The 14,722-nt window shown below is 75.7% G+C and carries 14 protein-coding genes and 1 pseudogene; 9 read left to right on the top strand and 6 right to left on the bottom strand.

The window, feature by feature from the left end; genetic code table 11:
• Nucleotides 1-53 precede the first annotated feature (53 nt).
• The 3 genes and pseudogenes from ACIP37_RS04345 to ACIP37_RS04335 form a co-directional block, all read left to right on the top strand.
• Nucleotides 54-767, top strand: a pseudogene (locus ACIP37_RS04345) (glycosyltransferase family 2 protein); the annotation flags it as partial.
• Between the two features lie 99 nt (nt 768-866).
• On the top strand, nt 867-1,394 hold the full coding sequence (locus tag ACIP37_RS04340) for a DUF2064 domain-containing protein (RefSeq protein ID WP_400803819.1): 528 nt from the start codon (nt 867-869) through the stop codon (nt 1,392-1,394).
• Nucleotides 1,391-2,047: a class I SAM-dependent methyltransferase gene (locus tag ACIP37_RS04335; RefSeq protein WP_363579898.1), complete on the top strand. Its 657-nt coding sequence runs from the start codon at nt 1,391-1,393 to the stop codon at nt 2,045-2,047. Before ACIP37_RS04340 ends, ACIP37_RS04335 begins: the two co-directional genes overlap by 4 nt.
• 116 nt (nt 2,048-2,163) lie before the next feature.
• Here ACIP37_RS04335 and ACIP37_RS04330 read toward each other — a convergent pair whose 3' ends face one another.
• From ACIP37_RS04330 to ACIP37_RS04315, 4 genes are all read right to left on the bottom strand, one after another.
• Nucleotides 2,164-3,420, bottom strand: coding sequence for an MFS transporter (locus ACIP37_RS04330; RefSeq protein ID WP_400803396.1), 1,257 nt, complete (start codon nt 3,418-3,420; stop codon nt 2,164-2,166).
• Nucleotides 3,417-3,578: a hypothetical protein gene (locus ACIP37_RS04325; protein ID WP_363579896.1), complete on the bottom strand. Its 162-nt coding sequence runs from the start codon at nt 3,576-3,578 to the stop codon at nt 3,417-3,419. Before ACIP37_RS04325 ends, ACIP37_RS04330 begins: the two co-directional genes overlap by 4 nt.
• 323 nt (nt 3,579-3,901) lie before the next feature.
• Complete coding sequence (locus tag ACIP37_RS04320; RefSeq protein WP_363579895.1) at nt 3,902-4,510, bottom strand: cytochrome b/b6 domain-containing protein; 609 nt, start codon at nt 4,508-4,510, stop codon at nt 3,902-3,904.
• The gene (locus tag ACIP37_RS04315; protein ID WP_371516110.1) at nt 4,494-5,207 is read right to left on the bottom strand and encodes a molybdopterin-dependent oxidoreductase; all 714 of its coding nucleotides are present in this window, start codon (nt 5,205-5,207) and stop codon (nt 4,494-4,496) included. The genes ACIP37_RS04320 and ACIP37_RS04315 overlap by 17 nt, the downstream gene beginning before the upstream one ends.
• Nucleotides 5,208-5,529: 322 nt before the next feature.
• Between ACIP37_RS04315 and ACIP37_RS04310 the strand changes: the two genes are divergently transcribed.
• The 3 genes from ACIP37_RS04310 to ACIP37_RS04300 all read left to right on the top strand — a co-directional run bounded on the left by ACIP37_RS04310 (nt 5,530) and on the right by ACIP37_RS04300 (nt 10,025).
• On the top strand, nt 5,530-6,003 hold the full coding sequence (locus tag ACIP37_RS04310; protein ID WP_363579893.1) for a hypothetical protein: 474 nt from the start codon (nt 5,530-5,532) through the stop codon (nt 6,001-6,003).
• Between the two features lie 311 nt (nt 6,004-6,314).
• Nucleotides 6,315-7,529, top strand: a complete 1,215-nt coding sequence (locus ACIP37_RS04305) for a glycosyltransferase (RefSeq protein WP_400843277.1) — start codon at nt 6,315-6,317, stop codon at nt 7,527-7,529.
• Between the two features lie 90 nt (nt 7,530-7,619).
• Nucleotides 7,620-10,025 carry a HelD family protein gene (locus tag ACIP37_RS04300; protein ID WP_400843274.1) on the top strand — a complete coding sequence of 802 codons (2,406 nt, stop codon included), beginning with the start codon at nt 7,620-7,622 and terminating at the stop codon, nt 10,023-10,025.
• Here the strand turns inward: ACIP37_RS04300 and ACIP37_RS04295 are convergent.
• Nucleotides 9,946-11,358, bottom strand: coding sequence for a glycosyltransferase 87 family protein (locus ACIP37_RS04295; protein ID WP_400843271.1), 1,413 nt, complete (start codon nt 11,356-11,358; stop codon nt 9,946-9,948). The genes ACIP37_RS04300 and ACIP37_RS04295 overlap by 80 nt on opposite strands.
• A 113-nt stretch (nt 11,359-11,471) precedes the next feature.
• On the opposite strand from ACIP37_RS04295, the gene ACIP37_RS04290 reads away from it, so the two are divergent.
• A complete protein-coding gene (locus ACIP37_RS04290) occupies nt 11,472-12,575 on the top strand; it encodes a molybdopterin-dependent oxidoreductase (RefSeq protein WP_400843268.1) in 1,104 nt (367 codons plus the stop codon).
• Entirely contained in the window at nt 12,575-12,997 is a 423-nt protein-coding gene (locus tag ACIP37_RS04285) for a hypothetical protein (RefSeq protein ID WP_363579888.1), read from the top strand. The genes ACIP37_RS04290 and ACIP37_RS04285 overlap by 1 nt, the downstream gene beginning before the upstream one ends.
• Here ACIP37_RS04285 and ACIP37_RS04280 read toward each other — a convergent pair.
• Nucleotides 12,972-13,823, bottom strand: a complete 852-nt coding sequence (locus ACIP37_RS04280) for an S-methyl-5'-thioadenosine phosphorylase (RefSeq protein WP_363579887.1) — start codon at nt 13,821-13,823, stop codon at nt 12,972-12,974. The two genes, ACIP37_RS04285 and ACIP37_RS04280, sit on opposite strands and share 26 nt — an antisense overlap.
• A gap of 243 nt (nt 13,824-14,066) precedes the next feature.
• Here ACIP37_RS04280 and ACIP37_RS04275 point away from each other — a divergent pair, with 243 nt between their 5' ends.
• Nucleotides 14,067-14,711, top strand: coding sequence for a transglycosylase family protein (locus ACIP37_RS04275; protein WP_363579886.1), 645 nt, complete (start codon nt 14,067-14,069; stop codon nt 14,709-14,711).
• Nucleotides 14,712-14,722 lie beyond the last annotated feature (11 nt).

Here is a 14,722-nt window from a genome sequence, read left to right as displayed (position 1 = left end):
CCGTAAGGCTGCGCCGCCGCCGCACCCCGCCGTCCCGCACTTAGCGTGGCCGGGTGACCTCACCCACCTCCCCCGTCTCCCCCGTCGACGTCGTGCTGCCCTGCCTCGACGAGGCCGCCGCGCTGCCCTGGGTTCTGGGGCGGATCCCGGACGGCTGGCGGGCCGTCGTCGTCGACAACGGCTCCCGGGACGGCTCCGCCGACCTCGCCCGCTCGCTCGGCGCGACGGTGGTCGAGGAGCCCCGGCGCGGGTTCGGCGCCGCCTGCCACGCCGGGCTGCGCGCCGCCACCGCCGACCTGGTCTGCTTCCTGGACTGCGACGGCTCCCTCGATCCCGCCCAGCTCCCCCTGGTCGCCGGTCCGGTGCTGGCCGGCTCCGCCGACCTGGTGCTGGGCCGCCGCCGCCCGGCCACGGCCGGGGCGTGGCCGCTGCACGCCCGCCTGGCCAACACCGTCCTGGCCCGACGGCTGCGCGCCCGCACCGGCGCGCCGCTGCACGACCTCGGCCCGATGCGGGCCGCCCGCCGGGAACAGCTGCTGGCCCTGGGGCTCGGCGACCGCCGGTCCGGCTACCCGCTGGAGATGGTGCTCGCCGCCTCGGCCGCCGGGCTGCGGATCACCGAGACCCCCGTCGACTACCTGCCGCGCGCGGGCCGCTCCAAGGTCACCGGCACCCTGCGCGGCACCCGCCAGGCCGTCCGCGACATGCGGGCCGTGCTGGCCGCGCCCCCGCCGACCCTGCTGGTGATCGCCAAGTCGCCCGCCCCCGGCCGGGTGAAGACCCGGCTCACCCCGCCGTGCACCCCCGAACAGGCCGCCGCCCTGGCCTCGGCCGCCCTCGCCGACACCCTGCACACCCTGGGCACGATGCCGGCCGGGCGGCGCGTGCTCGTCCTGGACGGCCAGCCGGGCGACTGGCTGCCGCCCGGCTGGGAGGTCGTCGCGCAGACCGGCGGCGGGCTGGACGAACGGCTGGCCGCCGCCTTCGCGCACGCGGCCCGGGTGGCCCCGCACGCCCCGGCGCTGCTGGTCGGGATGGACACCCCGCAGCTGAGCGCCGCCGCGCTGGCCGAGCCGCTGTCGGCCGCACGGCGGGCGGGCACGGACGCCTGGTACGGCCCGGCGGCCGACGGCGGCTTCTGGGCACTGGGCCTGGCCCGGCCGACCGCCGAACTGGCCGCGCGCCTGCTGCACGGCGTGCCGATGTCCACCCCGAGGACCGGCGCGACACTCCTGGAACGCCTCACCGAAGCGGACTTGACGATTCATCATCTTCCGCTGCTCACCGACGTGGACACCGCCGAGGACGCCCGCCGCGTCGCCGCCGAGGCCCCGGACAGCCGTTTCGCCGCCCAGCTGGGAACGGTCGACCCGAAGCCGGAGGTGGCGAGTTGACGACCGCCACCGCCTGGGTGGACGACCCGTTCGCCGAAGCCGTCCGCACCGGGCGCGGCCCGCTCTGGCTGCGCCGGGAGGACGGCCACCGCCTCCGGCTGGACATCGAACGCTGGTGCGCCCCGGCGGCCGGCGCCGACCACAGCCTGCTCCGGCGCTGCGCCCGCCGGGCCGCGCCCGTCCTCGACCTCGGCTGCGGGCCCGGGCGGCTGGTCGCCGCGCTGCTCGCGCTCGGTGTCCCGGCCCTCGGCGTCGACGTGACCAGGGCGGCCGTCGCCCGCACGGTCGGACTGGGCGGCCCGGCGCTCTGCCGCTCGGTCTTCGACCGGCTTCCCGCCGAGGGCCGCTGGGGCGCCGCGCTCCTCGCCGACGGCAACCTCGGCATCGGCGGCGACCCGGACGCCCTGCTCCACCGGGGCGCCGAACTCATCGCGCCGGACGGTCTGCTGCTGGTCGAGGTGGAGCCCGTGGAGTTGGACGAGCAGGTCACCGTCCAGGTCGAGGGCCCGGACGGCCGGCTCGGGCCGGCCTTCCCCTGGGCCCGGCTCGGCACGGCCGCCGCCCTACGGCGGGCCCACGCCGCCGCCGGACTGGTCGAGGCGGAGCGCTGGACCTCGCACGGCCGCCGCTTCCTCGCCCTGCACAAGCGCTGAGGCGCACAAGGCCGTTGCCCTTGACGGACGCGACCCCACCCTCCTGACGTGTCGGCGGGTCCTCGGCAACGACGGCATCCCGGTCCCGCTGCCATCAGGACGGGCCCCGCAGCCCCTCAGCGGGCCCGCCCACCTGCCCGTTCCGCCGCCGCGCCCACCGACGCCGGCTTCGACTCCGGCTCCTGCTCCAGGCCCGGCGGCGGGGCGGACTCATCCGTCGGCAGCACCCGGTCACGCAGCCGCAGTCCGCAGACCAGGGCGACCAGCAGCACCCCGAGCACCGATCCCAGTACGGTGCGCAGCCCGTACGCGTCGGCGATCCGGCCGAGCAGCGGGGCGGCCAGCCCGCCCACCGACATCGCCAGGCCCAGGGTCAGTCCGCTGGCGGTGCCGGGCCGGTTGGGCAGGTAGTCCTGGGCCAGCGTCACCTGGGCGGCGAACGGCAGAAACATCGCCAACCCGAACGCGACGGCGGCGAGTTCGGCCACCGCGAAGGTGGGGGCGAAGGCCACGCCGGCCAGGGCGGGGGCGGCCAACAGGTAGCCCAGCCGGATCGGGAGGAGCCGCCCGTACCGGTCGCCCAGCCGCCCGCCGAGCAGGGTGCCCGCCGCACCGGCCAGGGTGAGGGAGGTGAGGGCCACCGCCCCCGCGCCCGTCGAGGTGTGCAGGTCGCGCTGGAGGTGCAGGGCGAGCATCGAGGTCACCGTGACGTAGGGCACCGACCAGCAGACCGTGGCGACCACCAGCCGGCCGAAGGCCCGCCAGTCGTCGCGCTGTCCGCTCCCGGCCGCGCCGCCCGTCACCAGCGGCGGCGCGGGGGTGTGGCCCCGGCGGCGCAGCCACGGGCCCTGGGCCGCCCACAGTGCGCCCATCACCACTGCGGGGACGGCGAGCAGCCAGCTGCCGGCCAGGCCGAGCGAGCCGACCACGAGCGTCACCAGGGCCGGCGCCAGCGAGGCACCGAGTGTGCCGCCGACGGAGAACAGGCTCATCGCCTGCTGGGACTGGCCGCCCGCCGCTCTGGCCTGGTTGGTGGCGGGCGGGTGGTAGGCGGCGACGCCGATCCCGGCGAGGGCCACGCAGAGCCAGGTGAGCAGGTAGCTGTCGGCGAGTCCGGCGCAGCCGAGGCCCCCGGCGGCGGTCAGGAAGCCGGCCGGGACGAGCCAGCCGCGGTGGCGGCGGTCGACGAGCAGGCCGAAGAGCGGCTGGACCACGCTGGACAGGCCGGTGGCGGCCAGCGCGATCCCCGAGACGGCGGTGTAGCTGTAGTGCCGCTCGGACATCAGGAAGGGCAGCAGTGCCGGGACGGCGCCCTGGTAGAGGTCGTTGACGACGTGGGTGCCGGTCAGGAAGGCCAGCTGGCCGCGCTTCACGTGGTTCCTCCCTCGACCCGGAACGCGAGGCCCCGGTGCGCGGCGTCCCGGTGTGCGGTGTCCTGGTGCGCGGCGTCCCGGTCGAGCACCGGCTGCGAGGTGTCCTCGGCGGCGGCCGGCCGGACCTCGGCCAGGGTCAGTTCATGGAGTTCTGTCACGGTCACTCTCAAGTCCTCGGGTTCTCAGGTCCTCTGAGGAGTTACCTTAGAGTGCTGGTCAGAGCGAAAGCAAGGCATGCCTAACCTGGACGCCGGGTACCTACGAAGCCGGAAGGGCCGCCCGCGATCGACAGGGCGGCGAGGAGAAGATTGGCGCCGGGGTCCAAGGAGCCTTGCAGGATGCCGGTCGTGCACCACGCGTGCGGCTGTCGCCCAACCGCCTCTTGGCCCCACGGTCAGGGGTGCCCCGGCGGCACCCTTCGAGGCGTCCCGGCCGAGCCTGCCACACGCCCCGGGCCACGACAAGACGTCCGACCGGCCGCCTACTCCCGGCCCACCGGCCGCCACTGCGGGTGCTCGCGCTCGGCCCACCGGCGCTCCACCAGCCCGGTCCGCATCCCGAGCCGCGCCTGCGGATCCCGCCAGGCCATCCGGACGTGTCCGACCACCACCACGGCGATGGCGGCGGCCAGCCAGTCGTGGACGAAGGTCGCCCCGGTCCGCCAGGAGGGCGGGGCGAGGCGGGGCAGCCACATCAGCAGCCCGGTGCCGACGATCACCAGCATCGAGCCGAGCGTCCACTGCGCGTAGAGCTTCTGCCCGGCGTTGAACTTGCCCGCCGGCCGGTGCGGGGCGCGGCGCCGGACGGCGCGCAGCCAGTCCCAGTCCGCCGGGGTGAAGCGGCTCAGCCGGGCGGCGTCCGCGCGCAGCGCCCGCGAGGCGAGCCCGAGCAGCAGCGGCACGGGCAGCGCGAGGCCGCACCACACGTGCACCGTCACCACCAGCCGCCGGTTGCCGACCAGTTCGGCGAGCGGGGCGAGGTAGAGGCAGGCCGCCGTGGCCAGGCAGACGCCGGTCAGCGCGGCGGTCGTCCGGTGCACCCAGCGCTCGGCCCGGGTGAAGCGCAGCAGGAGTTCAGCCGGTGGGCGCATCGTCACGTCCGTTCGACCGGCCGACCCAGGCGTCGACGTCGTACCCGCCGCGCTCCCAGTAGCCCGGCTCCACCGAACCGGTCACGGTGATCCCGGAGAGCCACTTGGCGGACTTGTAGAAGTACATCGGCGCGACGTACAGCCGCACCGGGCCGCCGTGGGTGTGGGAGATCGGGCCGTCCTGCATCCGCAGCGCGACCAGTACGTCGTCCCGTCGGGCCTGCGCCAGCGTCAGGCTCTCGGTGTACGCGCCGTCGAAGCAGCTGAACCGGACGGCCCCGGCCCCCGGCCGCACGCCCGCGGCGTCCAGCAGGTGCGCGAGCGGCACCCCCTCGAACGGGGTGTCCGGCACCCGCCACCCGGTCACGCACTGCACGTCCCGCACGAGCCGCCGCTGCGGCATCGCCCGCAGGTCCGGCAGGCGGAACGTCGCGGGCCGCTCGACCATCCCGTCGACGCTGAGCGTGTAGTCCGCCACGCTCCGCTCCGGGACGGACGACACCACCGAGTAGTACCGGAATCCGTTGTTGCCCGGCAGCAGCCCGCTCAGCCCGCTCGGGTCCCGTTCGGCCAACCCCGACTCGGCCCGTTGCAGGTACGGCCCCGCCGCCACCCCGACGGCCCCGAGCCCGAGCAGTCCGAGCACCACCCGCCGCCCCACCGGGGCGCCCCGGCCCTCTTCGCCTGTTCTGTCCACGCCCCCGATTGCACCAGCCCGAGCCCGGCCGGCGCGAGGCCCGGCACCGGTCCGTCAGCCTTTCGTCATCTTCGCCCGCAGGCTCCACGGCCGAGCGGGCGAGCGGGCGAGCGGGCGAGCGGGCGAGCGGGCGAGCGGGCGAGCGACCGAGCGACGCCGAGCGTCCGAGCGGCGGGAGATCGTTTTCCAGTCAAGTTCGACGATCTTTCGAACCCCGTATTCCCCCGGCTCCGGCCACGCCACTACGGTGCCACGCATCCCCGCTGTTCCCCCCTCCCCGGCCGGCCGCGACCGCCGGGGCTACCGATCGGACCGGTGCGCCGTGACCAGAATCCTCCGTCGACTGTGGACCCACGCGGGAAGAGCGGCGGCCGTCGTCGCCCTCCTCGCCGCCGCCCTCACCGGCACGGCGGCCGGAACCGCCACCGCCGCCGCCCCGGCCGCCCCCGCGGCAACCGCCTCGGTGGGCGGCTGGACCTGCCCCGGAACGCCCGTCCCGGACGGCTACGTCATCACCATGTTCAACTCCAGCGGCTGCAACAACCACGGCGCCTGGTTCCAGGCACCCGCCCAGAACCGCCTGTGGACCTGCTCCGGCTCGCCGATCGTCTCCGGCTACGTCCTGACCAACTACAACCCCCAGGGGTGCAGCGGCGTCGGCGCCTGGTTCCACGAACTGGTCCGCAACGGCATCTGGACCTGCCCCTACTCGCCGATCCCGGCCGGCTACCGCAGCACCAGCTACGACGCCCGCGGCTGCAACGGCCTCGGCGCCTGGCTCACCATCAAGGCCTGACCCACACCCGGCGGGGCCCGACCGGAACTCCGGTCGGGCCCCGCCGACGTCGTCGCGTCGTCATTCCGGGCGAAGACCGCATCGCGCGCCGAACACTCCGCACACGCAGCACATGCGACACGCGCCGCACACAGCGTCTCACCAGCAGAAAAGAAGTCCGCCCGCAGCGGACGAGAAAAAAGGCACAGGAGGAAAAACCACTCCCGGCCACTTCCAACTTATAGCGTACGGGGGGCCTTGCGGCAAGGCCCTGGTCGTGCCGCACAATCGTCGACCTGAACCGGAATCCGCGGAAATTTGGGGTCGCGAAAATGCGTGTGCTGTTGTCGACGTACGGGTCCCGCGGGGATGTCGAACCGCTGGTGGGGCTCGCGGCGCGGCTGCGGGAGTCCGGCGCGCAGGTGCGGGTGTGTGCGCCGCCGGACGAGGACTTCGCGCAGCGGTTGGACCACATCGACGTGCCGCTGGTGCCGGTCGGCCCGTCGGCCCGGGCGCTGACGGTGGCGGCGCCGCCGCCGTCGTCCCTGCCGGAGCGCGCGGCCGCGGTGATCGCCGGGCAGTTGGAGGCGGTCACGGCGGCGGCCGAGGGCTGCGACGTGCTGGTGGCCACCGGCATGCTGCCGGCTGCGGCGGGCGCGCTGTCGGTGGCCGAGAAGCTGGGCATCCGCTCCGTGTCGGTGACCTTCCAGCAGCTCACCCTGCCCTCGCCGGGCCGCCCGCCGCTGGCGTACCCGGGCCGGCCGTTCCCGCCGGAGGTGACCGACAACCGGGTGCTGTGGGGCCTGGACGCCGAGAGCATCAACGCGCTGTTCGGCGCGGCGCTCAACACCAACCGGGCGTCGATCGGCCTGCCGCCGGTGGACGACGTCCGCGACTACGTCATCGGCGACCGGCCGTGGCTGGCGACCGACCCGGTCCTGGACCCGTGGCAGCAGCCCGCCGACCTGGACGTCGTGCAGACCGGCGCGTGGATCCTGCCGGACCGGCGCCCGCTGCCGGCCGGGTTGGAGGCCTTCCTGGCCGCCGGCGCACCGCCGGTGTACGTGGGCTTCGGCAGCATGCCGATGCTCGCCTCCCAGGACGCCGCCCAGGTGGCCGTCGAGGCGGTCCGCGCGCAGGGCCGCCGCGCGGTCGTGGCCCGCGGCTGGGCCGGTCTGGCCCCGATCGACGACCGGGGCGACTGCTTCGTCGTCGGCGAGGTCAACCAGCAGGCGCTGTTCGGCCGGGTGGCCGCCGTCGTGCACCACGGCGGGGCGGGCACCACGACGACGGCCACCCGGGCCGGCGCGCCCCAGGTCGTCGTCCCGCAGACCGCGGACCAGCCGTACTGGGCCGGCCGGGTGGCCCGGCTGGGCATCGGCGTGGCACTCGACGGGCCGACCCCGACCACCGAGTCCCTGTCGGCCGCGCTCAGGACGGCCCTCGCCCCCGAGACCCGGGTGTGGGCGACCGCCGTGGCCACCATGATCCGCACCGACGGCGCGGCGCTGGCCGCACAACTGCTGCTCGACGTGGCCGGCCGCTGAGGCGTGCCGGATAATTCCACCCGCCGCCACCCCCGATTCCTCGGCCGACCGCCCGCAGAATCGAAAAGCTCAGAACACCTGGAGCCAGGTTTGTCCCCCATCTCGTCCTCCTCATCCTCCTCATTCGAATCCTCCTCGCTCGAATCCCGCTCGCCCGAATCCTCCTCGCCCGAACCGAATTCACCCGCCGACGACTGGCGGTCCGGCGAACTGCGGGCGGAGAACGCGTACGTCGGCAGGCTGTACGAGCGGCTCGAAGCCCAGCGCGCGCTCGCGGCCGGCCGACTGCGCGAGGTCCACCTCCAGGACAAGGGCGGGACGATCCAGGCCCTCCTGGAGCGCGACACCATGGAGATCCACCACACCCGTCGGCTGGCTGCGCTGCACGCCGCCGAGTACGGGCTGTGCTTCGGCCGGATCGACGACGCCGACGGCGAGCGGCAGTACATCGGCCGGATCGCCCTGTCGGACGACGACCACGAGCCGCTGCTCACCGACTGGCGGGCGGCGGCCGCGGAGCCGTTCTACCGGGCGACGCCCGCCGCACCGGGCGGTGTGGTGGCGCGACGGCACCTGCGGACCAAGGGCCGGACCGTCGTCGACTTCGACGACGACGCCTTCGGCGTGGGCGCCCACGCGGGCCGCGACAACGCCGAGCTCAGCGGGGAGGGCGCCCTGCTCGCCTCGCTGACGGCGGCCCGGACGGGGCGGATGGGCGACATCGTCTCCACCATCCAGGCCGAGCAGGACCGCGTCATCCGCGACGCGCTCGGCGGCGTCCTGGTCGTGCAGGGCGGCCCGGGCACCGGCAAGACCGTCGTCGCCCTGCACCGCGCCGCGTACCTGCTCTACACCCACCGCGACCGGCTGGCCAAGCACGGCGTGCTGGTCATCGGGCCGAACACGACGTTCCTGCGCTACATCGACGAGGTGCTTCCCGCGCTCGGCGAGAGCGAGGTCGTGCTGAGCAGCATCGGCACGCTCTACCCGGGGGTGACGGGGACCGGCACCGAGACGCCCGAGGCGGCCGCCGTCAAGGGCGACGTCCGGATGGCGCAGGTCCTCGCCGCCGCGCTGGAGGGCCTGCGGCAGCTGCCCGAGGAGTCGTGGACCATCACCGTGGGCCGGACCTCGCCCTACAACCTTCAGCTCCGGATCGGCCGGGCGCTCTGCGAGCGGGCCCACGCCGCCGCGCACCGGAGCGGCAGGCCGCACAACGCGGCCCGGGCCGACCTGGTGGAGCGGCTCTCCTCGGAGCTGGCCCTGCGGATCGCCCGGGACCAGGGCGGGGAGATGGACCTGGACGCCGTGGCGGACCTCGCCGACGCGCTCGTCGACGAGCCCGAGTTCCAGGCCGTGGCCCAGAAGCTGTGGCCGCTGCTGAACCCGGAGCAGGTGCTCACGAGCCTGTTCGGCTCCCCGGAGCTGCTGGCGAGCGCGATGCCGGACTTCACCGAGGCCGAACGCGCCGCGCTGCTGCGCGAACTGCCCGGCCCGGAACGGGAGTCCGCCGCCGAGGCCGCCTCGACCGCTGCGACCGCCCGGACCACCTGGACCACCGACGACGTACCGCTGCTCGACGAGGCCGCCGAACTGCTCGGCCCGCTTCCGGGCGCCGCCGTCGCCCGCCGGGCCGAGGCCGCCGCCGAGGCGGCGGAGCTGGAGTTCGCCAAGATCGTCCTCGACGACTTCGGCGTGGGGCTGGTCGAGATGGACGCGAAGATGCTGGCCCGCCAGTACCGCGGTGAGGAGTCGCTCCGGCCGCTGGCCGAGCGCGCGGCCGAGGACCGGACCTGGGGCTACGGGCACGTGATCGTGGACGAGGCCCAGGAGCTGTCCCCGATGGCCTGGCGGATGCTGGCCCGCCGCTGCCCCGGCCGTTCCATGACGATCGTCGGCGACCTGGCGCAGACCGGCGCGCCGGCCGGGCTGAGCTCCTGGGGCCAGGCCCTCGACACGTACACGGCGGGGCGCTGGCGCACGGTGGAACTCACCATCAACTACCGCACCCCGGCCGAGATCATGCAGGTCACCGAGGGCGTCCTGCGGGCGCTCGACCCCTCGCTCGCCGCCCCCACCGCGGTGCGCAGCGGCGGAACCCGCCCGTGGAGCCTGCGGATCCCCGCGGACGGCCGGGCGGCGGCGCTGCGCGGCGCCGTCGAGCGGGAGCTCGCGGCGCTGGACGGCGGCCGGCTGGCGGTCATCCACGCCCCGGACGCCCCGGCCGAACTGCTCGGCGGAATCGCCGGGTTGGCAGGAATCTGCGTCAACGACGGTCCGGCGTCGCTGGATTCGCCGGCCGTCCTGCTGACGGCCGCCCAGTCCAAGGGTCTTGAGTTCGACGCCGTCCTGGTCGTGGAGCCCTCCGAGATCCTCGCGGCGCACGCCCACGGCGTGAACGACCTCTACGTCGCCCTCACCCGGGCGACGAAGTCCCTCGGGGTGCTGCACAGCCGGGACCTGCCGGAGATGCTCCAGGGCCTGGAACCCCGCTGAGGACGGCGGCCGTTCTCCCGCGCCGCCGGGCGCCGACCGCGACGCACGCCAACGCGGCGCCGTAGGCGGCCTGTTGGGCCTCGACCCCGCCCGTCAGATAGAGGTACTGCCCGGCGGCGGGGACGGCGAGCCACTCCCAGCGGCCGGTGAGGCCGACCAGGGCCACCACCAGCAGGCCGTACCAGGGGTAGGCGGGCGCGGCGAGGAGCAGGGCCGTGCCGGTGACGAACAGGGCGCCGTCCCAGGGGCGGGCAGGGTCGCCGCGCCGGAGCACCCACAGGGCGACGGCGGCCAGGACCGCCCCGGCGGCCCACGGCAGCAGGGCGTCCGGCAGGAGGAGGGCGAGCAGGCCGAAGCGGTCGAGGTGCCCCTGCTCGTACCCCTCCTCCTTCAGGTAACCGGGCAGGTAGCCGAGCACGCCGGTGCCGGAGGCGGCGAGGTAGGGCAGGTAGGCCAGGGCGAACGCGCCGAGCGAGGCGCCCAGGAGCAGGGCGCTCTCGCGCGGGCGGCGGGCCAGTGCGCCCGGCAGGGCCAGTGCGGGGATCAGCTTGACCGCCACGGCCGCGCCGAGCAGCGCGCCGGCCCGCGTCGCCTTCCGCCGGGCCGCGTACCCGAGGCCCACGACCAGCAGCAGCGCCCCGAGGGTGTCCACGTGCGCGTCGTTGACCGACCACACCGCCACGCCGGGGCACCACCCCCACAGCGCGGCCCGCCGGCTGCCCCGTCCGATCACGAGCAGCGCCCCCGTGGTCGCCACCGCGAGCAGGGCGCCGGCGGCCTGCATCCCGCGCACCCCTCCCCCGAAGGGGTGCAGGGCGAGGAACCAGGCCTCCGCGACCGGCGGGTAGATGGTGTGCACGGCGGGCCGGTTGATGCGGGTGCAGTCACCGGCGGCGGTGCGCCGCTCGTCCCAGCCGTCGCAGGCGCCGCCGGCCGGCCACAGGTCGGAGGTGCGCAGCCGGGCCAGCGCCGGGTCGTCCGGGGTGTGCGCGTACGGGGAGGTGCCGGCGGCCTGGACGCGGCCGTCCCAGACGTAGCGGTAGGCGTCGTCGCTGGTGCGCGGCGGGGCGAGCAGGCCGACGGCGGCGACGGCGACGCTCCCGGCCAGGACCAGGGGCACGATCTGACGGCCGCCCACCCGGCGCAGCGCCAGCAGGGCGAGCGCGTACAGGGCGGCGTCGACGGCGTACCAGGCGTACAGCGGTGCGCGGTGGCCGAGCGTGCCGCCGCCGGTGACGGTGAGGGCGAGCGCGGCGGTCAGGGCGGCCAGCGCGAGCAGGCAGGGCAGCACGCGGGCGGGCCGGAGGCGGGTGAGCGGGAGGCGGGTGGGCACCCGCCCACCCTGCCACCGGGCGGCGGCGCGCGACCGCAGCGGCGTGGCGCCGTTCGGATTCCGTAAGCACGTCGTACCGCCGCGAAACCGGGGCCCGGCGGTTCTATGGACGGGTGACTCCGAACCTCCTTCCGCGATTCCGCTCGGCGCTGCACGAGCCGCGCACCGCCGTGGTGCTCGGCCGCTGGCTGGGCTCCGCGCTGCTGGTGTGCTTCCTGACCGGGCTGGTCAGCCACGCCCTCCAGGACCCGCCCGGCTGGCTGACGCCGTATCTGTTGAGCCGCCCGGTGAACGGCTACCGGGTGACCCAGGGGCTGCACGTGATCAGCGGCCTGGCGGCCGTCCCGTTGCTGGGGGCGAAGCTGTGGACGGTCTACCCGCAGTTGTTCGCGTGGCCGCCGGTGCGCGGCGCGGCGCACGCGCTGGAGCGGCTGGGGATCTTCGTGCTGGTCGCGGCGATGCTGCTGGAGCTGTTCACCGGGCTGTTCGACACCCTGCAGTGGTATCCGTGGCCGTTCCCGTTCCGCCAGACGCACTTCTGGCTGGCCTGGCTGGCCACCGGCGGCCTGTTCGTCCACCTCGCGGCCAAGGGCCCGGTGATCGCGCGGCACTGGCGCCGCCCGGCGGCCGGGCTGCCGCAGCGGCGGGCGTTCCTCGCCGCCGTGACGGCCGCGGTGGGTGTGGTCACGCTCACCACGGCCGGGCAGACCGTCCCCTTCCTGCGCCGGCTGGTCCTGCTGGCCCCGCGCCGCCCCGACCTGGGCCTGCAGGGGCTGCCGGTCAACCGGACCGCCGCGCAGGCCGGGACGGTCACCGTGCCGGCCGACTGGCGGCTCCGGGTGGACGGCCCGCAGCCGTACCGGCTCTCCCTCGCCGAGCTGAACCAACTCCCCCAGTACGACGTGCACTTGCCGATCTCCTGTGTGGAGGGGTGGAGCTTCTCGGCGCGCTGGACCGGGGTGCGGGTGGCCGATCTGCTGGTCCGGGCGGGGGCCCCGGCCGGCTCGGGCCTGCTGATCACCTCGCTGGAGGCGGACGGCCCGTACCGCGAGATGCGGATGCCCGCCGAGTACGCCGTCGACCCGCTCACCCTGCTCGCCCTGCGGATCAACGGCGAGGTGCTGACGGCGGACCACGGATTCCCGGCGCGGATCATCGCGCCCAACCGGCCGGGGGTGCTGCAGACCAAGTGGGTCGCGCGCCTGGAGGTGATCTGATGCCTCGGTGGCTGCGCGCGGTACTGCTGCTCGGCGGCCTCGCCCTGATCGGCTTCGGCCTGTCGGGCCTGCTCACCGACTCCTACATCACCGCCCCGCTCGACGTGCTGGTCTGGGCGGTGGGCGGGGTGCTGCTGCACGACGGGCTGTGGGTGCCGCTGCTCTGCCTGGTCGGCGCGCGACTGGCGCGCGACTGGGCGTTGCGCGGCTGGCTGGTCGTCGCGGCGGCGGTGAGCGCGATCGGGCTGCCGGCGGTGCTGCGGGACGGCGAGAACCACGGCAACTCCTCCCTCCTGCCGCTGCCGTACCTGCGCAACTGGCTGCTGGTGCTGGCCGCCACCGCCGGGCCGGTGCTGCTGTTCGCACTCGTCCGGTGGTGGCGGCGTCGCCCGCGGGTCAGACGCCCGGCAGACCCGTCGTGAGCCCGTCCAGCGCGTGCGAGCAGACGCAGTCCCGGACGGCGGGCAGGCTCTCCAGCGCCTTGAACAGCACCGTGCGCAGCCGGTCGACGTTTCCGGCGAAGACCTCCAGCACCTCGGCATGGGTGACGCCCTCGCCGCTCTCCACGCCCGCGTCGAGGTCGGTGACCAGCGCCAACGAGGTGTAGCAGAGGCCGAGTTCGCGGGCGAGGACGGCCTCCGGGTGACCGGTCATGCCGACCACCGACCAGCCGTTCGCGGTGAACCAGCGGGACTCGGCGCGGGTGGAGAAGCGCGGGCCCTCGATCACCACCAGGGTGCCGCCGTCCACCGGCTCCCAGGCCGCGTCCCGGGCGGCGTCCAGGGCGGCGCGCCGCCCGTCCGGGCAGTACGGGTCGGCCATCGAGACGTGCACCACCTCGGGCACCGCCCCGCCGGGCAGCGGCAGGCCGTCGTAGTAGGTCTGCACCCGGCCGGAGGTGCGGTCGACGAACTGGTCGGGCACCAGCAGCGTGCCGGGCCCGTACTCCGGGCGCAGCCCGCCGACGGCGCACGGTGCGAGCACCTGGCGCACGCCCAGGGAGTGCAGCGCCCACAGGTTGGCCCGGTAGTCGATCCGGTGCGGCGGCAGGCCGTGGCCGCGCCCGTGCCGGGGGAGGAAGGCGACCCGGCGGCCGGCCACCTCGCCCAGGAACAGCGCGTCGCTGGGCGGCCCGTACGGCGTGTCGACGCGCAGTTCGCTCACGTCGTCGAGCAGCGCGTAGAGCCCTGAGCCGCCGATCACGCCCAGTTCGGCGCGCGGAGCACCGGTTCCCTGATCGATCGTCATCGTTCGTACCCTTCCTCGGGGAGGCGTCCCGGCCACTCTAGGGTCCACGCGGCGGCACCGGTCCTTACGGTTCCGGGACGGCGGGCGGGGCCGGATGGCCGCGGGCCGACGGGGTGGTCCGGGGCGGCCGAGCGGGTGACCTGCCGGACGTGTCGGCGGCGACGCGCCCCACCCGGCGTGCGTCGGTGGGTGTGCGCCGCCTCCGGGCGGTGCACGCCCTGTTCCCGAAGCTGAGAGCCGCCGATGCCTCCCACCGTTCGTCTTCGCCGCCTCGTCCCCGCCGCCCTGTGCGTGCTCGCCGTGGCCCTCACCGCTCCCGCGGCCCAGGCCGCTCCCCCGGGCCGCGGCCCGGGCACCGACCCCGGCCGGGGGTACGACGGAGGGAGGTACGACTGGGAGAGCGTGGCGGCCTGCGAGAGCAGCGGCAACTGGCACGTCAACAGCGGCAACGGCTACTTCGGCGGCCTCCAGTTCGACACCCCCACCTGGCGCGACAACGGCGGCCTCGCCTACGCACCGCGCGCCGACCTCGCCAGCCGCGAGGAGCAGATCGCGGTGGCCCAGCACCTCGCCGGGCGGCGCGGCCTCTCCCCCTGGCCCGCCTGCGGCGCCCGCGCCACCCGCGGCCACGACCGCGAGCGCGACGCCGCCCTTCCCCCGCCGCCCGCACCCGCACCCGCGCCCGCGCCTGCCGCTGACGGCGCCGGCGCCGGCGCCGAGGCCGGCGACGGCGGGTGGACGGTCCGCGAGGGCGACACCCTGGGCGACATCGCCGAAACCCTGCGCGTGCCCGGCGGCTGGCCGGCCCTCTACGCGCTCAACCGCGCCGCCATCGGCGACGACCCCGACCTCATCCAGCCGGGCACCGCGCTGCGCCTGCCGTCCTGAACCCGGCTCCC

The sequence above is a fragment of the Kitasatospora sp. NPDC088861 genome (genome assembly GCF_044750105.1).
Lineage (GTDB): Bacteria > Actinomycetota > Actinomycetes > Streptomycetales > Streptomycetaceae > Kitasatospora.
The sequence above is the reverse complement of the archived record's forward strand: the minus strand, read 5'-3'. Positions and strand labels throughout refer to the sequence as shown.